The sequence below is a fragment of the Occallatibacter riparius genome, assembly GCF_025264625.1.
GTDB lineage: Bacteria > Acidobacteriota > Terriglobia > Terriglobales > Acidobacteriaceae > Telmatobacter > Telmatobacter riparius.
Map to the genome: position 1 here is coordinate 5,411,391 of NZ_CP093313.1, position 22,484 is coordinate 5,433,874.

16 protein-coding genes are annotated in these 22,484 nt (G+C 61.0%); 6 read left to right on the forward strand and 10 right to left on the reverse strand.

All coding sequences use genetic code 11. The annotated features are described in order from the left end of the window. Positions 1 to 3: 3 nt before the first annotated feature. From MOP44_RS22150 to MOP44_RS22190, 9 genes are all read right to left on the reverse strand, one after another. Positions 4 to 1,260, reverse strand: coding sequence for an ABC transporter permease (locus MOP44_RS22150; protein ID WP_260792583.1), 1,257 nt, complete (start codon positions 1,258 to 1,260; stop codon positions 4 to 6). Positions 1,261 to 1,377: 117 nt separating this feature from the next. After that, complete coding sequence (locus MOP44_RS22155; RefSeq protein WP_260792584.1) at positions 1,378 to 2,235, reverse strand: 3-hydroxybutyryl-CoA dehydrogenase; 858 nt, start codon at positions 2,233 to 2,235, stop codon at positions 1,378 to 1,380. A gap of 64 nt (positions 2,236 to 2,299) precedes the next feature. Beyond that, positions 2,300 to 4,366, reverse strand: a complete 2,067-nt coding sequence (locus MOP44_RS22160) for an alpha/beta hydrolase domain-containing protein (protein WP_260792585.1) — start codon at positions 4,364 to 4,366, stop codon at positions 2,300 to 2,302. A gap of 37 nt (positions 4,367 to 4,403) precedes the next feature. Then, complete coding sequence (locus MOP44_RS22165) at positions 4,404 to 5,315, reverse strand: hypothetical protein (RefSeq protein WP_260792586.1); 912 nt, start codon at positions 5,313 to 5,315, stop codon at positions 4,404 to 4,406. 1 nt (position 5,316) lies between these two features. Then, positions 5,317 to 7,866: a leucine--tRNA ligase gene (gene leuS / locus MOP44_RS22170; protein WP_260792587.1), complete on the reverse strand. Its 2,550-nt coding sequence runs from the start codon at positions 7,864 to 7,866 to the stop codon at positions 5,317 to 5,319. A 6-nt stretch (positions 7,867 to 7,872) separates the two neighbouring features. Continuing rightward, a complete protein-coding gene (locus tag MOP44_RS22175; protein WP_260792588.1) occupies positions 7,873 to 8,739 on the reverse strand; it encodes a hypothetical protein in 867 nt (288 codons plus the stop codon). Between the two features lie 120 nt (positions 8,740 to 8,859). Then, positions 8,860 to 9,405, reverse strand: a complete 546-nt coding sequence (locus tag MOP44_RS22180; protein WP_260792589.1) for a DinB family protein — start codon at positions 9,403 to 9,405, stop codon at positions 8,860 to 8,862. 175 nt (positions 9,406 to 9,580) lie between these two features. Next, a complete protein-coding gene (locus tag MOP44_RS22185; protein ID WP_260792590.1) occupies positions 9,581 to 10,444 on the reverse strand; it encodes a deoxyribonuclease IV in 864 nt (287 codons plus the stop codon). A gap of 76 nt (positions 10,445 to 10,520) precedes the next feature. Continuing rightward, positions 10,521 to 11,867 carry a Gfo/Idh/MocA family protein gene (locus MOP44_RS22190; RefSeq protein ID WP_260792591.1) on the reverse strand — a complete coding sequence of 449 codons (1,347 nt, stop codon included), beginning with the start codon at positions 11,865 to 11,867 and terminating at the stop codon, positions 10,521 to 10,523. Positions 11,868 to 12,042: 175 nt separating this feature from the next. On the opposite strand from MOP44_RS22190, the gene MOP44_RS22195 reads away from it, so the two are divergent. From MOP44_RS22195 to MOP44_RS22205, 3 genes are all read left to right on the forward strand, one after another. Further along, positions 12,043 to 12,798 (forward strand): class I SAM-dependent methyltransferase, encoded by a 756-nt coding sequence (locus MOP44_RS22195; protein WP_260792592.1) that lies wholly within the window; start codon positions 12,043 to 12,045, stop codon positions 12,796 to 12,798. An 895-nt stretch (positions 12,799 to 13,693) separates the two neighbouring features. Further along, positions 13,694 to 14,035, forward strand: a complete 342-nt coding sequence (locus MOP44_RS22200) for a hypothetical protein (RefSeq protein WP_260792593.1) — start codon at positions 13,694 to 13,696, stop codon at positions 14,033 to 14,035. A gap of 184 nt (positions 14,036 to 14,219) precedes the next feature. Then, positions 14,220 to 15,581 (forward strand): TROVE domain-containing protein, encoded by a 1,362-nt coding sequence (locus MOP44_RS22205; RefSeq protein WP_260792594.1) that lies wholly within the window; start codon positions 14,220 to 14,222, stop codon positions 15,579 to 15,581. Positions 15,582 to 15,609: 28 nt separating this feature from the next. On the opposite strand, the gene MOP44_RS22210 is transcribed toward MOP44_RS22205, so the two are convergent. Then, positions 15,610 to 16,467 (reverse strand): aquaporin, encoded by an 858-nt coding sequence (locus MOP44_RS22210; RefSeq protein WP_313901078.1) that lies wholly within the window; start codon positions 16,465 to 16,467, stop codon positions 15,610 to 15,612. Positions 16,468 to 16,629: 162 nt separating this feature from the next. Between MOP44_RS22210 and opgC the strand changes: the two genes are divergently transcribed. From opgC to MOP44_RS22225, 3 genes are all read left to right on the forward strand, one after another. Beyond that, positions 16,630 to 17,844, forward strand: a complete 1,215-nt coding sequence (opgC, locus tag MOP44_RS22215) for an OpgC domain-containing protein (RefSeq protein ID WP_260792595.1) — start codon at positions 16,630 to 16,632, stop codon at positions 17,842 to 17,844. Between the two features lie 217 nt (positions 17,845 to 18,061). Next, the gene (locus MOP44_RS22220) at positions 18,062 to 21,556 is read left to right on the forward strand and encodes a TonB-dependent receptor (protein WP_260792596.1); all 3,495 of its coding nucleotides are present in this window, start codon (positions 18,062 to 18,064) and stop codon (positions 21,554 to 21,556) included. A 188-nt stretch (positions 21,557 to 21,744) separates the two neighbouring features. Further along, positions 21,745 to 22,443, forward strand: coding sequence for a winged helix-turn-helix domain-containing protein (locus MOP44_RS22225; RefSeq protein WP_260792597.1), 699 nt, complete (start codon positions 21,745 to 21,747; stop codon positions 22,441 to 22,443). Positions 22,444 to 22,484: the final 41 nt, after the last annotated feature.

The following is a 22,484-nucleotide window of genomic DNA, read 5'->3' on the forward strand; positions in this document are numbered from 1 at the left end:
CCTTCAATTCTCCCGCCGCAGCGCTTCCACCGGATCAAGCTGGGCCGCTTTGCTAGCCGGGTAAAGGCCTGCGGCCACTCCGCTAATCACAAGGGCAAGCATCGCGACGGCTGCCGACCACGGCACCAGCCGCGGCGGGTCCCAGCCGGGCATCTTGCCCATCAGCAGAGCCTGCAGCGCTCCCATGAAAAGCGCCGAGCCACCAATACCTATGGCTCCGCTGACGCCGGTCAGCAAAAGTCCTTCCCAGAAGAACTGTGTCAGGATACTGCGTTTCGTCGCGCCCAGCGCCTTCCGCAGGCCGATCTCCGAGGTGCGCTCAGTGACCGAGACCAGCATGATGTTGATAATTCCTACAGCGCCCAAGCCCAGCGTGACAATCCCCACGCCGCCCAGAAAGACGTCCATAGCTGTGAAGATGGCGCCCACCATCTTCATCTCCGTCACGGTATCCCACTCCTGGTACGCGTCTTTCATCGATGCATCGAAGCCATGGTTCTTCGCGACCACGCGATGGACCGCCGCCTTGGCGGGAATCACTTCGCCCTTCAGTGCCGGCTGATACTGGATCGAAGTCAGCGCGTCTTCAGGAACGTTGTCTCCCTTGAGCGGAAACAACTGCATCATCGTCGTAATGGGGATATAGATTTTGCGGTCGTCGTAGTCGAAATCACCGCGGGATATCTTGTCGACCGCACCTACAACCGTGAAAGCCGTGCCGTTAATCGTAATCGTCTCGCCCATCCTCGGGTGCCCGGGGAACAGGAGATTGGCGGTCTTGAATCCCAGAACGCACACCCGGCGGCGCTCGTTCACGTCGTTCTGGTCCAGAAAGCGGCCTTCCGTGACGGGTATATTGCGGACCACGGGATAAGTGGTGTCAGTTCCCATCACGTGGCTGGACGTATTCGCCCACTGGCTCACTTCGTAAAGGTCGGAGCGGCTGAGCTCCGGCGTCGCCGCGCGGACGTCGGCGAGCTGCCGCATGTCGGCGAGGTCGCGCATGGTGAGCTGGTAGGGACGCATCCCCGTGTGCTGGTTGGCGACGGCAGGGATGGTCCCGTTGAACATCAGCACCACATCGTTGCCGAAACGGGCCAGGTTGCGCTTCTGCCCGGAACGGAAGCCTTCACCGAGACCGACAAGGACCAGTAGAGAGCCAACGCCCCAGGCGATGCCGAACATGGTTAAAAAGCTGCGCAGCTTGTTGGCTGCGATGGCCTTGAACACCTGCCCGAGTGTGTCGGCAAAGCTCTGCATAACCGTTCGACTGGGCTCCCCTCGTTTAGGTCCGCGAAAGCGCGGAACCGGAGAGGTAAGCCGGTTACAACAAGATACGAACGGGACGGGGTGGCGGTTCCCTGGCCGCTTTACTAGCTATTTCTCATACGTATAGAACCCTTTTCCCGACTTCCTCCCCAGCCAGCCAGCATCGACCATCCGTACCAGCAACGGGCACGGATTGTATTTGGGGTTGCCGAGTCCGTCATAAAGCACCCGCATGATGTCCACGCAGACGTCCAGGCCGATGAAATCCGCCAGCGTAAGCGGACCCATGGGGTGCGCCATCCCCAACTTGAATACCTCGTCAACGGCCTGCGGCGTCGCGACGCCTTCCATCACCGCGTAGGCGGCTTCGTTGATGAGCGGCATCAGCACGCGGTTCGACACAAAGCCCGGGGCATCATTCACCTCGACCGGCGTCTTCCCCAGCTTGACGGAAAGATCGCGGACAGTGGAGAAGGTGGCGTCGCTGGTAGCCATCCCTCGGATGACTTCAACCAGCTGCATCACAGGAACAGGGTTGAAGAAATGCATCCCGATCACTTGCGCCGGACGCGTGGTCTGCGCCGCAAGCTTTGTAATCGAGATCGACGAAGTATTGGTGGCCAAAATTGCATCCGCCGGCAGAATTCGGTCCAGCGCGCGGAAAATATCCGTCTTAATATCGAAGCGCTCGGAAGCAGCCTCGACGGCAAAGCCGGCAGCGGAGAGCGACTCACGGTCTGTTGTGGTCGTGATCCGCGCGAGCGCCGCTTCGACGTCGGATTCCGCCAGCTTGCCCTTCGCGGCTTCGCGGCCCAGGTTGGTGCGAATCTTCGTCAGCGCGCTCTCCACAAGGCGCTGGTCAATGTCACAGAGCAGGACGTTGAACCCGCTGCGGGCGAAGACGTGGGCAATACCGGAACCCATGGTTCCGGCACCTAGAACAGCAACAGTCTTAATATCGGACATAGGAGCGCCTCAGTGACCATCCGGGAGTGTACCACCAGCCGCGCGCGCACGCCGTGACTACCCGCTATTTCGTCGCGTAGTCCCACTCCTGCTCACCGCGCTCCAGCACGGCGGGACGGTCCTCGGGCAGAATCCAGCGGTCCTTGATCAATTGATCCAGCGCGTTCGAATAGCGCCGCAGGTACGCATCCTTGCTCTTGTATCTCTCCTCAATCGACTTGCGCGGGTCGCCTGTCCGCTGCCGGTCCGCTGCTGTCTTGGGGAACGGAATCCACGAAGCCTCAAAAGAAACGCGCTGGTCAGGCGCGCCAATCGACGGATCGCGCAGGTTCCACGGGGCGTACGTGGCCAGAGGCGCAGCAAACTCAGGCAGGCGAACGCCGTCGCGCTCATTGCCGTCAGCATCCACTTGCGGAACGAGCACGGGGAATGGCTGGCCCAGCATCGGCGGCTGCCGCGTCAGGATGTGGATCTTCTGCCAGTCCGGCCCAAAATCAATGCGCCACGCCTCGTTCGCCTCCTGCGGTACCTGGACGCCCGGAATCTTCGGGAATGCATACTTGTCCAGCGGCGTCAGGTTCTGGTCCGCAACCAACGGATAGCTGCTGGGCGGCGGCTCCGTCCCATTGCGCACCCAGGCATCCATGTTCGCAATCATCGCCCGCCAGAGATACTTGATCGGCAGTGGCGACTGCGGCTGCTGGCCCAGAAGGTCGCCCTTCCCCTCCTCCGGCGGGAACGGCCCGGAGAAGTGCTGAAGCCCCGTGAAGTGATAGATGCGCACGCTCGGCGAGATTTCGGCATCCACCATGCCACCCGCGGACACGTGGCCGAATGCCGATCCTCGATCCGGATCGGGAACCGTGTGAATGAGCGCGGCAGCGCGTCCCCAGTACTCATAGGAAGTATTCGAGAAGAAGATCTTCGGCACATTCCGCTCGCCGATCACGCGATCGAGCAAACCGGCCTTCACCTTGCTCCTTGAAACCGCCGTGTCGGTCTCGGGCAGATCGGTGAACGGGAAGATATCCGTTGGAAAGAACACCGAAGACGTGGGCTGGGCATCGCGGGAGGGTTGCGCGAACCGATAATTGAAACTGCCGCGGCCCGCGCCGGCCACGTGGGCGAGCACGCCATCCAGCGCCATATGCCCTTCTTCGTCGCCATTGAAGGCCTGGTAAAGATAGTCGCGCAGGAAACGCCCATTCTGCGAAATGCCCTCGGCGTAGACGCGCTTCACTGGCGCAATGGCGTCCGGCGCAAGCTTCGACCAGGAAGCAAAGTCGCGAATCGCCGCAAACCCGGCGCCTGCAACGACGGGATCCTGCACCACGTAAACGTACTCATAGATCTTGCCCGGCTGAAATCCGCCATCGAGATGGATGAAGCGGTCGCTTGGCGTAAGCTTGCCATCCAGAGTATGCGCAAACTTCCACTGTGCCCGCGGAATCGTGGCGCGCACAGCATTCCGCGAGTCACGAACCGTAAGCGTATTCCGCGGGTCATCCGGATTAGCAACCGGATATTCCGACCCGCCGATGTTGCCCAGGATGAGGTGCCCGAGCGGAATCTCATCGACGCTCTTCGAGAGCATCAGGTCGCCGCGAAGAAGCCCGGTGATGGTCTTGCCGTGGTCCTTGGCGATCGGCGCAATCAACCGCAGCGCGCCATCGCCGGCAGCATCCCATTGCCAACCTAACGATGCGACGGTGAAGCCGTTGCGCAGCAACCAGCCGTCCCCGGCGCTGTGCGCTAAGTCCCAATCGCCGCCGTCCACCAGCGAGAGGATGCGGCTGTGCCCGCGATTCGGCACCTCCAGTAGCATGGAGCCATTTGCTTTGGCTATATCTTTAGGACGGACAACTATGAAGTCCGACGCAAACTCCACTTCGCTGTTCTTGAGGTTCACCGCGTTGGCCAGATCCACAATGGCGGTGTTGTGCCAGTTGTCTACCTTCAACGCGTAGTAGATTCGGCCGGTGATGCGCTCATACGGCCCAACGTCGCCGAACGACTGGCCGTTCAGAACGTCCGCACGCGACGTGATCTCAACGCGTGTGACACGCGCATGAAGTTGGAGCGCGCAGACCAAGATCAGCAGACAAGCAGCAACACGAAGCAGGGAGCGCATGAGCCGAAGGATAGCAGCATTGCATGCTGCAGAGACATCAACCGTTTGAGGCCGGTGAAGTCTCGCGGAAAATGTGCCAGAACTCGATGAATCCTTTCAGCCGGACGACATGGAAATAGTCGCTGGCCACAAAGTAGAACACCGACACAAACAGCCACTCAACGTGGAGAGTCCCCGCTCCAACCTGATCGGCAAAAGGTATCAGCACCGATGAGAACACCATCGCCAGCACCAAGAGCGCCAGCTTCACGATGCCCATCACCAGGTTTACTTCAACCAGCTTGCTTGTGAAAGGCTTGCCCAGCTTAAAACTGCGCGCGAGCGCCTCAGTGGTCGAGCAATCCTCAAGCAGGAGAATCATGGGCGCGATGGCAACCACCCAGTTGATCAGCGCCCAGAGTGTAAAGAATCCCAGCGTGAGGAAGATCGCCCACATGGTGTAGCCCACAAGATCAGGCTCAGCGCCGGTGCCGATGTGGCTATTCGCCGCCCATCCAATGGATGCCCACCATGCCCATCCCGTAATCGCGAACACCGCTACCCACGCAGCCTGCAGCACGATCATGGCGACGGGCCGGAACGTGATCCGCGGCTCCATGCGCCTGAGAACGATGTTGCGCCCGATGCCCGAGACGACGATCCACGCGATTGCGGCAGCCGGTACAAGCCAGCGCAGCACCATCACCAAATGCGGCCGATACATGTCCCATGCCACGGCAAGCTTGAGAGCCGAAACCCATGGGTTGGTGATGTCGAGCGCATTCAGTCCCGTGGTCTCTGGCGGCAACTCGGCAACAATCTTCTGCAATTGCACCCAGCAGACGAACAGGATCGGCGCACCGACGAGCCATCGCCACACAACTTCGATCACTGTGAGAGAAGGACGCGCGAACACCCAGCCCATCTGGCCAACAATGGACTGGGTGCCGCGAACGGGCGAGCGCGTCATGCTACTTAACGACAAGGTTAACCGTCTTGTTGGGAACGACAATGACTTTCGCAATGCTCTTGCCGGCGATGCGAGCCTGCACCTTCTCGTCAGCGAGCGCAACGGCCTGCACCACATCGTTCGTCGAACCGGCTGGCACGCGAATTACATTGACCATTTTCCCGTTCACTCCGATGGGAATCTCCAGCTCATCTTCCTTCGCCAGTTCGGGATTGCTCTCCGGCCAGGGCGCGCGAAGCACGGCGCCTTCGCCGCCAAGCTCCTCCCACAATTCCGCGGCGGTGTAAGGCGCGAACGGCGCAATCAGCAGCACCAGCGAGGTGAGCAGCTCCCGAATCACCGGCGAAGGAACTTCCCCCGACGCAAGCTGCGCATCAGCTGCCGTCAGCTCGTTCACCAGTTCCATGATCGCGGCAACACACGTATTAAAGTGCCAGCGGCCTTCGAAGTCCTGCGTGATCTTGGCAATCGTCTGATGCAGCTTGCGCAGCAGCTTCAGACTGGTGCCAGCAGGCTCCGTCGCTGCCGCGCCATTGGCGGACTTCGCAGCACCTGCGTGCTTCATCACCAGGCGATACACGCGCCCGAGGAAGCGGCTCACACCGGCCACACCGTCTTCCTGCCAGTCGAGGTCGCGATCGGGCGGCGCTGCGAACAGCGCATACATACGCGTCGCATCGGCGCCATAGCGCGCCACCATATCGTCGGGAGAGACAACATTGCCCTTCGACTTCGACATCTTCGCGCCATCCTTGATCACCATTCCCTGCGTGAACAGGCGCGTCGCCGGCTCGTCATTCTTGATCAGCCCCAGATCCCGCATAACCTTCGTCCAGAAGCGCGAGTAAATCAGGTGCAGGATCGCGTGCTCCACGCCGCCAATGTACTGGTCGATCGGAAACCAGTGTTGCGCGGTCTCCGGATCAAAGGGCCCTGTCGAGTTCTTCGCATCCGTGTAGCGATAGAAGTACCAGCTCGAGTCGACAAACGTATCCATCGTGTCGGTCTCGCGCCGCGCCGGCTGGCCGCACCTGGGGCAGGTCACGTTCACGAATTCCGGCACGCGGCCCAGTGGCGACCCGCCCTGCTGCGTGATGGCGATCTGCTCTGGCAGAATTACTGGTAACTGCTCGTCCGGCACAGGCACAATGCCATCCGTCTCGCAGTGGATCATCGGGATCGGCGTACCCCAGTAGCGTTGCCGGCTCACGCCCCAATCCTTCAGGCGGAACGTAACCGTCGGCTCGCCAATTCCCTTCTCTTTCGCAATCTGCCCCAGCCGCTCCTGCGCCTGCGCGCACGTCAGCCCGCTGAACTCGCCGGAATTCACCAGCACGCCGTCTTCGCTGCAGAACGGCAGTTCCGGCTCTTCAGCCGCGCCGCCCGCAGGCGCAATCACACGCCGAATTGGAATCGCATACTTCTGCGCAAATTCGAAGTCGCGCTCGTCGTGCCCCGGCACGCTCATGATCGCGCCCGTGCCGTAGTCCGACAAAATGTAGTTCGCCACCCAGATCGGCACACGCTCGCCGTTATACGGATTCACCGCGAAGTGTCCCGTCGGCACGCCGTGCTTTTCAATGGCGCCTACATCGCCGGCCTCGCGCGCCTTCTTCTGCTCATCCAGAAGCTGCGCGACCTGCTTGGCCAGGCCCGCGTCGTTCGCGGCCATGTCTTTCACCAGCGCGTGCTCCGGCGTAAGCTGAATGCTCGTCGCGCCAAAGATCGTGTCGATGCGCGTCGTGAAAACACGAATACGCCGCCCCGCCGGAATCGCCTTCAGCGAGCCATCTTCGTTCTGTGCATTCACTGCATCTTCAGCTAGAAAGAAGTCGACCTCGGTGCCTTCGCTGCGGCCGATCCAGTTGCGCTGCATGGTGCGCACCTTCTCGGGCCAGCCCTCCAACTTGTCCAGCCCGTCGAGCAGTTCCTGCGCATACGCAGTGATACGGAAGAACCACTGCTCCAGGTCGCGCTGCTCCACGATGGTGTCTTCGTGCCGCCAGCAGCGCCCGTCGATCACCTGCTCATTCGCCAGCACCGTGGCGCACTCAGGGCACCAGTTCACCTTGCTCTTCTTGCGGTACACAAGGCCGCGCTCGTACATGCGCAAAAAGAACCACTGGTTCCACTTGTAGTAGTCGGGCAGGCACGTCGTCACTTCCGTTGCCCAGTCGTATCCGAGCCCCAAGCGCTGCATTTGGCGCTTCATCGCGGCGATGTTCGACAGCGTCCACTCCCGCGGCGGAGTGTTGTTCTTCAGTGCCGCGTTCTCTGCCGGAAGCCCGAACGCATCCCACCCCATCGGATGAAGCACGTTGTAGCCGCGCATCCACATATGGCGCGCCAGCGCGTCGCCAATCGAGTAATTCCGCACGTGGCCCATGTGGAGCTGGCCGCTGGGATACGGCAACATCTCCAGCACGTAGTACTTAGGTTTGCCACCGTCGGTAGGGTGAGCCGCGTACAACGCGGGGTCCGCGGCCCAGCGCTCCTGCCATTTCGGCTCAATCGCCGCCGGGTCGTATCTCAGTTCTTTCTCATCCGCCATAACCTCCTATTTTAAATGGGGAGATTCTGGCGGCTTCGGACCTTCGAGATCCTTGCAGGAAACCTGCCGCATCATTTCCATGGTGACGGGATAGGTGGATGGTGGCTGAAACATGTAAGTTTCTGGCTCAGAGTCATTGATGCTGACCAGTTCGCGCGACCACCGCACCGTCCAGTTCGCCTTGCGCGGATACTCAACCTCCTGGCTCACCCACAGGTTTAGCGAAGGCACCACCCAGTGCTCCTCATTTAGATACGGCGGCTCGCCTTGGCCGTCACCGAACGCCCGCCAGGACGAGTAATAGCCCTTCGCCTCAAGCCCCTGAATTTGCGTCGTCCCCAACTCCTCCGTCACCACGCTCGGAGACTCGGGCTCACTCGCTACAACGGGATCCGAGTCGCCCGGATTCGGTCCGCCAACCGGATGCGATGAAGTCTCGAAGTTCAGCGTGAACACTCCGTCATCCGACTTCCAGCAACCAAGGCGTTCTGCTCGCGCCGGTAAGTGCAGCACAATTGTGCGCTTGTCCCACGAGCTCCACATCGTCTGGGTTGCCGCCTCCGGATCGCAAATGTGCCCCGAAACCAGCACCGGCAAACTCTGCGCTCGCGGCCCGCTCGGCGGGAAATCGCTCCCGTGGAAGAACCGTCCTCGCGAATCCAGCGCCTGAAACTCCTTCACCATATGCTTGGTCAAATCGCCGGTAGGAAGCAGTTGGACCGAGGTCAGCAGGAACTCCGCGCTGTACGGATGCCCTTGCGACGGCTCATGGAAGCATCGATCCGCGCGCGGCCAACGAGGCGAAGGCTGCGCCGGGACCGGCACAACAACAACCAGAAACGAAACCGCCAGAAAGAAGCAACGGAAGTTCATGAGCATGCTCTCCGTCATCCATTTGCTGAGCGGCTCCATTGTCACGCCACTTGAGCAACGGCGCAAGTGCCCGCCGCGGCAGGCACCGGCGCACGAGCTGGGATTGAGTCCATGCCACGGCTACTTCTTCGGCCGCGACTCAGGCGGCACCAGTCCCGCCACGCGATAGTAGACGACCAGCTGCCCATAGTGTTCGCCAGAATGCTCAATGAAGTCATAGGCAAAGTCGCTGAACCGCGCCTGGTTCTTCGAGAATGGATCGATCAACAGGTCGTTCATGCCGGAGTCGCCTTTGCTCTGAATCAGCGCCGTACCCTCGCCAAACGCCTTCTTCACAAACTCGACGATCTGAGCCTTCGTCTTCAATTCGCCCAGTTTCGATGCGTCCTTCGGCACTTCCATGCCCTTGGCCGGATTGATGAAGTAGTAATTGGCGCCGGCTGCGTGGATCAACTGCGCCGAAAAGGTACGCTCCGCCGGATTCGGCTTGAAGTCGTACTTGTCTTCGGGCATGTCCTCGGCCATCTCGATCAGCTTATTGCCGACGGCGTTCCAGCGATCGAGCAGCACCTTCGACGGGCTGTCCGGTGGCTTCGGCGCCGCAGGCTTGTCCATGTTGTCCATGCTCTGCGCGCCGGCAACACCAAGCAGCAAAGCTCCTGCCATGACCAAAGTTGAAAGTTTGAATAGACTCCGCATGAATGATCTCCTTTCAGGGAAAACCTCTCCATGAAAGTGGCACGCCGCCCTCGCCCTCATTCAGCAAATTGTTGCGGTGCGGATTGATTTCCCACTGAAGCGGGAGCGAAGGCACTCGGTTCACCGCAAGAGCGGCACCCGTCTATTTCGATTTGCGTACCAGGCGCTTCAGCGCCTGCACATTGCTGGCCTCATCGCCGTCTTCATCCACCGGCGTCTCCGCGATGAACGCCGAGTGCGCAAACCGCGGATCATTCAGCAGACGCCTGAAAGCCTCTTTGCCAATCGTCCCTCGCCCGATGTGCTGATGCCGGTCGAGCTTCGATCCGCGCGCAGCCTTGGCATCATTGCAGTGCCACACCCGAACCGCGTCGAACCCCACCGTCGCCTCGATCTGGATCATCGTCTCTTCGTAGCCCTCGGCGCTGACAATGTCATACCCGGCAACATGCGTATGACACGTATCCAGACACACAGCCACGGGCGCATGGTTCCGCAGTAGCATCACCAACTCCGCTACCTGGTCGAAGCTCCCGCCCAGCGAGCACTCCGAGCCGGCCGTGTTCTCAATCAAAACGCTGAACTGCGTTCCCTGCCACGGCAGCCCGTCAATGGCGCGCTCAATCGACTCGGCCGCAAGCTTCAGACCCTCGTGCCGCGTCATCCCCTTCCACGAACCCGGATGCAGGACAAGGTACTCAGCGCCCAGCGTCAGCGCCCGCTCCATCTCGCCGCGAAACGCCTCCACGCTCTTCCGCCGCACCTCTTCCGTCACAGAGCAGAGGTTCACCAGGTAGCTTGTGTGGATAACCAGCGGCCCCACGTCATACTGCCTCCGCAACTCGCGCAGTCGCTCGGCTTGTTCCGGATCGACAGCAGACGCACGCCACATACGCGGGCTCGACGAAAAAATCTGAAACGTGTTTGCGCCAATCTCCTTCGCGCGCAAAACCGTGTTGGACACGCCCCCCGATGTGCCCAAATGAACGCCGATACGCCTGGTCATTTAGACATTTTAGAAGAGCTCGTCACGAATATCCGGACCGACGGCGGCGAGGCCACAATGGCCCCGCCGCAGGTGGTCACACCAGCCTCATCGCATCCGGGTCCCAGTGCACAACCTGCCCCTTCTCAGCGCTCAGATTCGACAACAACGCAGCCCCGGCCGCGCGATATCCAAACACCGCATCCTCTACCGGCTGCTTGCGCGTCCGCACCGAGTCGAAGAAATTCCTGAAGTGGTCGTAACTGTCGGAGTATCCCTTCGGCGCAGCGTACTTCTCGCTGCCGCCCAGCGAGCTGTCATCGGAGTGCGGCGGATACTTCTTGTCGTACTCAGCAACGGTCGCTTTCCTGATGTCTTCCGGAAACGTCCCCACCGTATATCCCGGCGCCTTCGCACGTGGCACCCGCGTTACGGTAAGCCCGCTCCAGCCAATCTCGATCGTGCCTTCGTCGCCCGTGAACAGCAGCACCTCACTCTCCTCGCCGCCACTCACAAAGTTCACGCGCAGGCTCAGATTGAACCCTTCGCGATAATCGAACAGCCCCAGCATCACATCATCCACATCGCGGCCGTCCCTCCAGTAACGCAGGCCACCGGTCGCAATGGCGCGCACCGGCCCGTTCGAACCCGTGATGAAGTGCGTTCCGCTGAATAGATGCACAAACAAATCGCCCGCAACGCCGCTGCCGTATGCCTTCCATTTCCGCCACTGGAAGAAGTGCTCCGCGTTCCACGCAATCTTCGGCGCGGTACCCAGAAAGCGTGGCCAGTCGCACGTCTCCGGCGATGCATCCGAGGGAACCGTGTAGTCCCACGCACCCAGCGCAGAGTTGCGATCCCAGTACGCCGTCACCATGTTCAGCTTGCCAATCGCCCCGGCCTGCAGCAGTTCCTTCGCCTTCGCATAAATCACCGAGCTCACGCGCTGGCTGCCAATCTGCAGAATCCGTTTCGTCGACTTCGCCGTTTCGATCATCTCCGGCCCATCCGAATAGAGATGGATCATCGGCTTTTCGCAATACACATCCTTGCCGGCCTTCATCGCGTCCACCGACGCCTGCTTGTGCCAGTGGTCCGGCGTGCCGATGATCACGGCGTCAATGTCCTTGCGCGCAAGAATCTCGTTATAGTCGCGCGTGGTGAAGACGTCGTCGCCCCAGATCTCCTTCGATCGCGCCAGTCGGCCGTTGTAGCAATCCGCCACTGCAACCAGCTTCACGCCCGGCACCTGCACAGCCTCCTTCGTGTCGCCCATGCCCTGCCCGCCCGCGCCAATCAACGCGATCTGAATATGGTCGTTGGCGGCAACCGGCTTTGTGGATTCCGATTCCTGCGCGGCAAGTAGATGCATGCCGGGAATCATTGTCCCGGCGGAAACCGCGCTGGCAGCGCGCAGAAAGCTTCTGCGATTCCAAACCATCATGACGTTGCTCCGTGAGTGATTGCGACAACATACAACGATAACGCAGCAGCACGGTCCCCTGCGGCACGAGCACGCGCAAAGCCAGTTCCATAACTGCTGCTTATGCGCACCGAACAAAAACGAATTTGCTTTCTGAACCCGCGAGCCGCGAGACTGCAAATCAGGAGGGCAACTCTTGGCTCAGAATTGGGACCCGCAGGCATACGGACGTGAAGGCGCATTCGTTCACAAACTCGCCGGAGGCGTCGTCGAATGGCTCGACGCGAAACCGGGCGAGCGCATCCTCGACCTCGGCTGCGGAGACGGACAGCTAACCGCGCAGCTTGCCGCCATCGGCACAAACATCACCGGGGTCGATTCATCCGCTGCAATGGTCGAAGCAGCGAAGTCTCGCGGCATTGCCGCGGAACAAGGCAGCGCAGAGCAGCTCCCTTTCCCCGCGAACCAATTCGATGCAGTCTTCTCTAACGCCGCACTGCATTGGGTCCGCGGACAAGACGAGATGATGGCCGAGGTGCATCGCGTACTCAAGCGCGGCGGCCGCTTCGTTGTAGAGATGGGCGGCCACGGAAACATTGCGGCCATTCGAGTAGCACTGATGGCCGTACTCGCGCGTCACGGATACGCCTACCGCGAAGACGGCGTCAATTACTACCCGACTCCGGCCGGCTATCGTGCGCGCCTGGAGCGGCACGGCTTTTCAATCGAGCGCATCGAACTGATCCCGCGTCCCACTCCGCTCCCAGAGGGCGGCATGGCCGGATGGCTCAACACATTCCGCCGCGGAGTGCTCGACGGCTTGCCACAGGAACTTCGCCCTGCCATCGTGAATGAAACCTGCGCTCTGCTCGAACCCGCTCTGAAAGACGAAGACGGCGGCTGGGTCGCCGACTATGTTCGCCTCCGCTTCATCGCACATGCATGCAGCTGAAGGCATTTGCTGTGTCTCTCCTTCACTACTTCACTATTGCGCTGGCACTAACAATATTCCCAAACTATCTTCAACAACTAACTTGCTTTCTGCCATAACTTATGGCAGAGTAGTTTGAGCGTAGGAGAAACGCCCGATGAGAAATACAACGCAAATCTCGATGCGTAGGCTGGGACGGCTCGATAAGAGCTGCGTCGGCCGCCGGGCGTGGTTTCCATACTCCACATAGCCCACTGGCATTGCCCTCCTACGCAAAGCGCATGCACATTGGATTCGTTTAAACGGAGCATTCCGTAACGGCTGACGCCCTTGTCGTCTCCGCGGACTTGCGCCCGGGTGGCGAAGAAGTCAGGTTCATCGATTGAAACTCGATGCTCATTCGGAGCCCTGCCTTTGTCTGTTCCCTCGGGTACTAAGCTACCGCGAAGCGGCTAAGGCCGCCATGCTATTCCGTCGCGCAACTTACTAAGTTGCGGGGTCACAGAATACCTCCGTCTGCTAACAACTTAAGTAAGGCGCCGGTGGCGAAAGACAAGAGTTACTTCTCTCACTGAACAGAGCAGGTTGAGAATCCTGCCGGAGTTAGTCACTTCACGGGGCGGGGGCGTAGTCCCGAGGCACAAGGCACCGTGATAGCAGAGCCTCCGAACTCTCGTCGCTCATTCCCCGGCGTGAATTTGCAGTGCATGCAACAACAGATCAGTTTTGGCCGGTGGCGCAGGTTACGGATACTTCGCCTACAACGCGGCAGGTCGCGGGTTCGAATCCCGCCTGGAACGCAAGTTCCGGTAGCTCAGTGGCAGAGCAGCAATGCCGTAGCCGTCTTTTCCCCGGCCATAACTCGCTGCCAAACGCAGCCTAGCCTTCCGGCGCGGCCGGATTAGAAAGCAATGCCATGGGCAAGCTGAATGTGAAGAACGGAACGCCGATGGGCAACGACCACCTGTGCCGCCGCTGCGGCTGGGGCCAGTGCATGACCGGATACCGCGAATCGGACTTCGTCGTAATTTGCACAAACACGAATCCGAATTTCAAGGTGCCCTTCACCATGCTCGACTGCTCCGAGTTCAGCGACAGAAACCGTCCGGACTGGGAGCAGATGCAGAAGCTGGCAATCGAAGTCGCTCCCAGGCGCGTTGCGACGCGCACCCCCGGTTTCAGCACGATGACCACGGTCCAGCCGATCCGGCGCGTAGCCGACAACGAGGATGAGGGCGAAGTCGCCCGCATCCGCTAACAAGAACTGAATCAGAACTACCGGTGGCGCAGGGCACGGATACTTCAGTGGTAGAGCACGGCCATCAGGCCGAGGCGCAGGTTCGAATCCTGCCTTCGGGCTTCGGCCCGATGTAGCTAACCGCGTCCGCCTATTCCCCGGCAGTCTGTTCCCTGTTCCCTACTTTTAGAAAGGAGGCGATGTTATGCGCCTGAATGTATTGAAGCTCAGCCATCTTGTAACGCCGCGCACGCACGAGGGCGCGCCGGCCGCGGTCATCTCGGCCGAGCAGGCTCTGCGCCGCTCCGTCCTCTCCTGCATGCTGTGGGAGCGTGAGTTCTACGAGGATGGTGTCGAGATCGCAAACCGCATCCGCGAGCTTGTGCCGCGTGTCGAGCCTGAAAAGGTCGCGGCTCTCGCGGTCGAAGCGCGTGAGCAGATGAAGCTGCGTCACGCACCGCTGTTCCTGGTCCGCGAGATGGCTCGTCACGCAACGCATCGCGGCCTCGTGGCCGAAACGCTGCAGCGCGTGATCCAGCGTGCCGACGAGCTCGCCGAGTTCGTCGCCATCTACTGGGCGGGCGGAAAGCAGCCGCTCTCCGCGCAGGCCAAGAAGGGACTCGCAAGCGCCTTCGTCAAGTTCGACGAGTACGCGCTCGCGAAGTACGATCGTGCCGGCGTTGTCCGCCTGCGTGACGTGCTGTTCCTTTCGCACGCCAAGCCCCTGATCGCGGCGCAAGCCGAGCTCTGGAAGCGCCTCGCGCAGAACGAGCTCGCCACGCCCGATACGTGGGAGGTTGCGCTGTCTGCAACCGGCCGCGAGGCCAACGAGCAGGCTCCGTCCAAGCGCGAGACCTGGGAGCGGCTCCTGGTCGAGTGCAAGCTCGGCGCGCTGGCGCTTCTGCGTAACCTGCGCAACTTTCAGGGGGCTGGCGTGAGTGAAACTCTCGTGCTCACCGCGCTAGCAGCCATGAAGACGGATCGGGTACTTCCCTTCCGCTTTCTGGCCGCTGCACGTCACGCGCCCCAGTGGGAGGACTCGCTCGAGCAGGCAATGTTCCGCTCGCTTGAGGGCCGAGCATCTCGGCTGGCAGGCCACACCGTCGTGCTTGTCGACGTCTCCGGCTCCATGGAGTCGCCGCTGTCGCACAAGTCCGAGATGCGCCGTGCTGACGCCGCCTACGGATTGGCAATCCTGCTGCGCGAGATCGCAGAGAAGGTCACGGTTTACACCTTCTCTGAGCACGCGCGGCTGGTTCCCTCGCGCCGCGGTATGGCGCTGCGTGATGCCCTGGAGAAGAGCCAGGCCCACGCGGGAACGTACCTCGGAGCGGCCGTGCGCCACGTCGAAGAGAACCACCGTGACGGTTACGACCGCCTGGTGGTCATCACTGACGAGCAGTCGCACGACCACGTGCAGGCGCCCAGCGGCAAGGGCTACGTGATCAACGTAGCCTCCAACCGCAACGGCGTGGGCTATGGCGAGTGGACGCACATCGATGGCTGGAGCGAGGCTGTGGTCGATTACATCGCCGAGTTCGAGTCGCTCGGAGATGCACTCGCTTGATTACATCCACCCATGAACAAAGGGGGCCTCAGGCGCCAACGATCTGGCGGCCCCCTTTCACCTCGGTGGCTTCAGTCACTTCCAGAACCTTGCTGCGGAACAACCATCCCGCCACCAGAGCTCCTACGCATGGCACTACGAGGAATAGCCAGACCTGCGACAGCGCCGTGCCGCCCACCAGCAAGGCCGGCCCAAAACTCCGCGCAGGATTCACGCTGGTGCCCGTGATCCGGATTCCCAACAGATGAATCGCGACCAGCGCGATGCCGATCACCAGCCCTGCAAATCCAGCCGGCGCTGCTTTGTGCGTGGCGCCAAGAATCACGACAAGAAAGATTAATGTCGCCGTGAATTCGAAAACAATCGCGGCGCCCATTCCATACTCGCCTTGGTACCCCGGCCCCCAGCCGTTCTGTCCCAGGCCATGGCTCACACCGCCGGCCAGCACCAGCAGCACACTGGCACCAGCGAATCCTCCTACGAATTGCCCAACCCAGTAGCCCAACATATCCTTCAACGACATGCGACCCGCAGCCCACACACCCAGGCTCACGGCCGGATTGATGTGACATCCGGAGACAGGGCCAATCCCATAAGCTGCGGCGATCAGAGCGAATCCGAATGCGAATGCGATCCCGACGACTCCAACCTTGTCGCCGGCTATCACGGCAGTCCCGCAGCCAAACAGCACCAGGATGAACGTGCCAACCGCTTCTGCAATGTACTTCTTCATGAACTCCTCCTGATTCCAGTAGGTGCGCCATTCGACGCTTGGTTCAGAAACATCTTCGCCGCGCCCGGGACCAGTGGGAGAGTCCTGAAGGGGAAGGCTGCCTTTTCGACTGCCTTCTATGCGCGGCCGGATATGCGCTCCGGAGTTTCGCAGAGCCGGAAAGGCCCGTCAAGCGAATTTCCTGAGCGCGTTTCCCTGCATCTGAAACAAATTGGCGACAATTCACAGCCCCGCCCCTATCTGCGCCCGCCCGAGCTCATCTAACCCTGCAGGGGGAATCTCGTTTCCGCGATGCCTCTCGCAGAGATAGTCGAAATGCCGATAGCCAAACACCTTCATCTACCCAAGCTCGAACGCCGGCCGGAGCTCGATGCGCTCCGCGGCCTCTTCCTGGTGTGGATGACAATCACGCACCTGCCCACGCGATTCAGCGACTTCGTGAACCAGCCGCTGGGCTTCGTCTCGTCGGCGGAAGGCTTCGTCTTCATCTCGGCTCTGCTCATCGGCCGCCTCTACATCCGCGAGCTGGTGCAAAATCCGCGCAACGCCCGCGCCAAGCTCTGGAAGCGCTCGCTCAAGATCTATAGCTACCACCTCGTCATGCTGGCTTTGGCATTCACAGTGCTCGCCGAAATCGCCATCCACACCCACAAGGCTGCGCTCAATAACCTGCTCAACTTCTACTTCGCGCACCCCCTTGTAGCCATCGCCGGGTCGGTTTTGCTCATCTACTGTCCGCCGCTACTCGACATTCTTCCCATGTACGTCACCTTCCTCTTCTTCACACCCGTTGTTCTGAGCGCAGCAGTGCGCTGGGGCTGGAGGTGGATTCTCGCAGCCAGCGGGCTGGTCTGGCTGCTCGCGCAGTTCGGCCTCCGCGACATCATCCACAACGCCATCGTGCACGTCACCCATCTGCCCATTCCGCTGCAGGAGAGTGGCGCCTTCAATCTGTTCGCGTGGCAGATGATCTGGACCGTCGGCATGTGGCTCGGTGCAAAATCCGCCATGGAAGGTGTGCCGCTCAACAAGATTCCCGGCTGGCTGGCTGCCGTTTCCGCCGCGGTCTGCGTCTTCTTCATCGGCGTGCGCTTCGGTTGGTTCGGCCCGCACCTCACGCCGCAGAGCCTCGGAGTCAAGCTCGATAAGTGGCAGATCGGCCCGCTCCGCGTCATCAACCTCGCCGCGTTCATGGTCTGCGCCTACTGGTCCCGAAAATACGTACTCAAGCTCATTCACCGCGAACCGTTCATCACCCTCGGCATGGCTTCCCTGCGCGTCTTCTGCGCGCACATCGTCTTCGTGTTCGCTGGCCTGACCATGCTCTATGGCGACTTCAACTCCGACGGCCTCGACCAGCTCCACGGAATCCCCGCCATCGCGTTGCTGGCCTGCACCTTCGCGTCGCTCATCTGGCTCGCCTCGCTCGAAGTGCGCAACAAGCGCCGCCAGAAGCAACTTCGCGCCGCCGCAGTCACGCCGATCAGGGACTCTGAAACCAAGCCCGAACTCGCCAAAACCGGTACCTAAACTGACCTCGACCGCGAGCACCGCAACAACCCTGTAATTCTGAGCCGACGGCGAAGAACCCGCTTTTTCGCTCCAATCGAGCAACGCTGCTCCATGCGACATTTCCTCGCCACTACTGTTCCCCCAAAACCAAATCAGGGATACCCTGTAATAGTCCCTTAACAATCGCAACAGCCTTCGTATCGCGATCTGCAATCCACCCCTGGAAGGTAAGAGGATGTCAGGAATCTCCCCCGCGGCCCGATTCTTCTGCCGGGTCGTCTTATTTGCGCTTTGTTGCCTTGCGTCACTCACAGCGCACGCGCAGTCCACATTCGGCTCCATCCTCGGTACAGTGCGTGATTCCTCCGGCGCCGTGATCCCCGGAGCCGCCGTCACTCTCATCAACGCCGGCACCGCCGCGCTGCGCACTGCGCAGACTGACCAGGACGGTAACTACGCCTTCAACAACATCGATGCAGGCGTCTACGAACTCAAACTGAGCGCGGCCTCCTTTGCCCCTGTTGCAGTGCCACTGATTCAGCTCACTGCTCGCGAGGTCCGCCGCGTTGACGCTGTCCTGCAGCCCGCCTCCACCACCCAGACCATCGAAATCATCGATCCGCCCCTCGTCATCAACACTGAAACCTCCGGCATCACGCAGACCAAAATAGGCGAAGAACTCGTTCGGCTCCCCGTCGCTGTTTTTGCGCGCTCCACCGGTTCCACCAGCCCCATCTCCACGCTCACCACTGAAGCAGGCGTGCAGGTCGATGACACCGGCAACCTCGCCGTGATGGGAACCACTCCCGCCCTGCTCAGCCTCACCATCGACGGCATCTCCAGCGTGGGCGTCGAATACTCCGGCCCCGTGAACGAGATGTTCCCTTCGTTCAACTCCATCGAAGAAATCCAGATCAGCGCCTTGAACAACAACGCCGAGTTCTCCGGCGTCGCCGACATCACCACCGTCTCCAAGGCCGGCACAATCAAGTATCACGGCGGTGTCTTTGAGAATCACCAGAACACCGTCTTCAACGCCGGCAACCCCTTCGCGCTCTCCAAGCCGAAAATCATCATGAATGACTTCGGCGGCACCCTCGGCGGCCCGCTGCGCTTCAGGCGCGGCGGCGCCAGCCCCAGCACCTTCTTCTTCATCAGCTATGAAGGCCTGCGCCTGCCCCGCGAAACGCCAATCGTCCTCAGTGTTCCATCAATGGACATGCGCAACGGAAACCTGGTCAACTACATCGCCGGCCAGGGCGTCGATGCAATCTACCAGCCCGACGGCACGCCCATCGATCCCGCCAACGTCCCCGTCTCCTCCAACTCCGCGGCCATACTCGAGCATTTGTTCCCCACCCCGAACATCGGCGCCGCAGACTCCTACGCCAACAACTACCAGATCAACTTCCCTTCGCCCATCTCCACCAATCAGGGCGACATCCGCCTCGACCACAACTTCTCTGACAAGCAGCGGGTCTTCGCACGCTTCTCCTACAAGAACCGTCAGGTCATCACCGCGCCCTCAGCCGACTGCGTCTATACCTACTGCGCTGAAGCCGGCAGCCCTCTCCAGGGGGGATACAACACGCCCGAGATCGACGAAGGCCTGACCTTCGCGCATACCTACGTCTTCACCCCTGCGTTGCTCAACGAGTTCCGCGGCGGCTACAACGCGCAGCACACGTCGGAAACCCAGAGCTACTCCACCACCGAACTCCTCGACAAAGTCGGACTCACCGTTCCGCAGCCCAGCATGCAGTACTCTGAAGCTCCGCAGGTCCTCATCAACGGATTCATGTCCACCGGCGCAGGCAATCCCGGCGTGCAGCGCGGCCAGATCATCCAGCTTCTCGACAACGTCACCTGGATTCATCACACCCACACCTTCAAGTTCGGAGCCGACCTCAAGCGCATCAGCGACCACGACGACAACGTCTTCGGCAACTATCGCTCCGGTTGGTATGTCTTCGACGGCAGCTCTCCTGTCGGCACCAACATCGGCGATCCCTACGCCGCATTCCTGCTCGGCTATCCCGATTGGACCGAAGTCAGCACCACCAACCGCCCCACCATGGATGGCCTTGGCTACTCCTACGCCTTCTTCGCACAGGACGACTGGAAGGTAACGCCCTCCCTCACGCTAAACCTCGGCCTTCGCTACGAGCTGCATCCGCCCATCAAGGAGCAGCACGGAAACACCGCCTTTTTCCAGCCCGACTTCAACGGCGCCGGCACCGACGGCACCACCGTCCATGGCACAGTCGTCGTCCCCAGCGAGTCCGCCCTCCAATACACGTCCGCCGACTTCGCCGGCGCGATCGCTCCCACGCCCATCACGACCGCAAACCAGGCAGGAATTCCCACTGGCCTCCACTTCACCGATCACCAGGACTGGGGCCCGCGCATCGGCTTTGCCTGGCGTCCCTTCCACAACGAAAAGACTGTCCTGCGCGGCGGCTGGGGACGTTTCATCGAAACACCCCTCGGCTTCTCGCTCGTCGCCGGCTGGGCCGTACACTCCAGCTACGTCGGCACCTACAACCAGGCCTTCGCCGATGACGGCGTCACCCCGCTGCTGTCCTTCCAGGATCCCTTCAACTCGTCCGCCGGCAGCTACACCGGAACCGCGGGCTTCTACTACGCCTATCCGATCCACTATCAGGACCCATCCGTCCAGCAGTGGAACCTGACCTTCGAGCGCGACCTCGGCCGCGGCACCGGCATGCGCCTCTCCTACGCCGGCAGCCACGGACACAACCTCGACGCCATGGTCGACCTCAACCAAGTCCCCGCCAATCCTTACGGCTACTACAACACTGACCCCGCACCCGCCGCCACTGGCTCCTGCATCACCAACGCGGGATCAGATGGTACGCTCGTCGCCGACCACCGCCCATACCCCTGCTGGAGCGTCATCCAGAGCGTCGTCAACGCAGCCGAGAGCAACTACAACTCCGCCACTGCCGAAGTCTCGCGAAGAGCCGGCTCGGATCTCACCTTCGACGCCAGCTACACCTGGACCCGCGATCTCTCCAACGCCGGCGGTTCAGTCCCCAACGCCTTCGCCATTTCCGGTGGAACCTTCCTCACCGACCGCTTCCATCCCGGACGCGACTACGGCAACGTCATGTTCGATCGCCGCCATCGATTCCTCGCCACCTATCTGTATGAATTGCCCTTCGGCCGCGGAAAACAGTGGCTCAATTCGGGCGGAGCATTGAACCAGGTCATCGGCGGCTGGCAGCTTGGCGGAGTCACCATCTGGCAATCCGGTGCATTCCTGACTCCTTACCAGCAATCCATCGACCCGGCCAACACCAACATCCTCACCACCGTCGGCCAGGCGCGCACCGATCAACTCCCGCACGTGCCCCTCTACGCCCAGCACCGCACTACCGCGCAGTGGCTCAACCCTGACGCCTTCCCTTACCAGAACCTCGCCACTCCCGACGGCAATGGCATCGGCCGCTTCGGCAACGCTCCAGTCGGCGCAGTCGTCGGCCCCGGCACCGTCAACTTCTCGGTTTCAACCAGCAAGGGCTTCTCGCTCACCGAGGGCGCCCGCCTGCTGTTCACCGTCGAAGCCGCCAACCTCTTCAATCATCGCAATTACGAAACGCCCAACATGCAGGTCGACTCCAGCGGCTTCGGCGCCATCACCGGCCTATCAGACGAAGAAGGCGCCGGCCCCAGAAGCCTCGAACTAGCCGCCCGCATCACGTTTTGAACCAGCCTGTAGCCGGTAGCCTGTAGCTTTGAGCAGCCACCGGCTACTGGCTATCGGCTCCAGGCTGACCCCTGCCTTTTAACACAACGTTTGCAATTTATTTGCCTCGTTGCATTAATCTGAACTCGATTCCGTGCGGCCTCCGCAACTGAAACCCAAATACGGCCGCCGGCGAGGGCAGACCGGTTTTGAGCCAATCCGTATTTGTGCTGGAAGACGACGCCGATATCTCGCGGCTTGTGCAGCATCACCTTGAAGCGGCAGGATTTTCCGTCAAGCCGTACCTCACCCCCACCAATCTCATTCCCGACGCCGAACGGCAGCCGCCTGCGCTGTTCCTACTCGACATCATGGTTCCTGGAGGCGACGGCCTCGATGTCTGCCGCCGTCTGCGTTCCAATTCTTCGCTCTCCACCATTCCGATCATCTTTCTCACCGCCCGCGCCGGCGAAAACGACCGCGTGCTTGGCCTTGAGCTTGGCGCAGACGACTACATCACCAAGCCCTTTGCTCCGCGCGAGCTCATCGCCCGCGTCAAGGCTGTGCTCCGCCGTTTTGAGCGGCCCACGTCGCCTTCCGTCATCCGTTTCGAAGAGGTCGTCATCGACCAGGGGGCCATGCAGCTCAGCGTGCGCGGCGAGCTCACCACTACCACCGCAACCGAGTTCCGGCTGCTCGACTATCTCGCGCGCCATCCCGGCCGCGTCTACAGCCGCGATCACCTCCTCGACGCCGTGTGGGGCGATGCACGCTTCGTCACCCCTCGTTCCGTCGATGTCTACGTGCGCCGTATTCGCGAGAAGATCGAAATAGATCCCGAGAACCCGAGGTACTTGAAGACCGTGCGCGGGGCCGGTTACCGTTTCGAAATGCCAAAAGGCGAGTAGCCCCGCACCTGCCGGTACATCGATAATCCAATCATTGATTC

Bases quoted from the DNA above. Each gene is read 5' to 3' on its own strand.
- MOP44_RS22175 (WP_260792588.1), bottom strand. From the start codon at position 8,739: ATGAACTTCCGTTGCTTCTTTCTGGCGGTTTCGTTTCTGGTTGTTGTT.
- MOP44_RS22180 (WP_260792589.1), bottom strand. From the start codon at position 9,405: ATGGCAGGAGCTTTGCTGCTTGGTGTTGCCGGCGCGCAGAGCATGGAC.
- opgC (WP_260792595.1), top strand. From the start codon at position 16,630: ATGCCGATAGCCAAACACCTTCATCTACCCAAGCTCGAACGCCGGCCG.
- MOP44_RS22200 (WP_260792593.1), top strand. From the start codon at position 13,694: ATGGGCAAGCTGAATGTGAAGAACGGAACGCCGATGGGCAACGACCAC.
- MOP44_RS22160 (WP_260792585.1), bottom strand. From the start codon at position 4,366: ATGCGCTCCCTGCTTCGTGTTGCTGCTTGTCTGCTGATCTTGGTCTGC.
- MOP44_RS22150 (WP_260792583.1), bottom strand. From the start codon at position 1,260: ATGCAGAGCTTTGCCGACACACTCGGGCAGGTGTTCAAGGCCATCGCA.
- MOP44_RS22190 (WP_260792591.1), bottom strand. From the start codon at position 11,867: ATGATGGTTTGGAATCGCAGAAGCTTTCTGCGCGCTGCCAGCGCGGTT.
- MOP44_RS22165 (WP_260792586.1), bottom strand. From the start codon at position 5,315: ATGACGCGCTCGCCCGTTCGCGGCACCCAGTCCATTGTTGGCCAGATG.
- MOP44_RS22205 (WP_260792594.1), top strand. From the start codon at position 14,220: ATGCGCCTGAATGTATTGAAGCTCAGCCATCTTGTAACGCCGCGCACG.
- leuS (WP_260792587.1), bottom strand. From the start codon at position 7,866: ATGGCGGATGAGAAAGAACTGAGATACGACCCGGCGGCGATTGAGCCG.
- MOP44_RS22185 (WP_260792590.1), bottom strand. From the start codon at position 10,444: ATGACCAGGCGTATCGGCGTTCATTTGGGCACATCGGGGGGCGTGTCC.
- MOP44_RS22155 (WP_260792584.1), bottom strand. From the start codon at position 2,235: ATGTCCGATATTAAGACTGTTGCTGTTCTAGGTGCCGGAACCATGGGT.
- MOP44_RS22220 (WP_260792596.1), top strand. From the start codon at position 18,062: ATGTCAGGAATCTCCCCCGCGGCCCGATTCTTCTGCCGGGTCGTCTTA.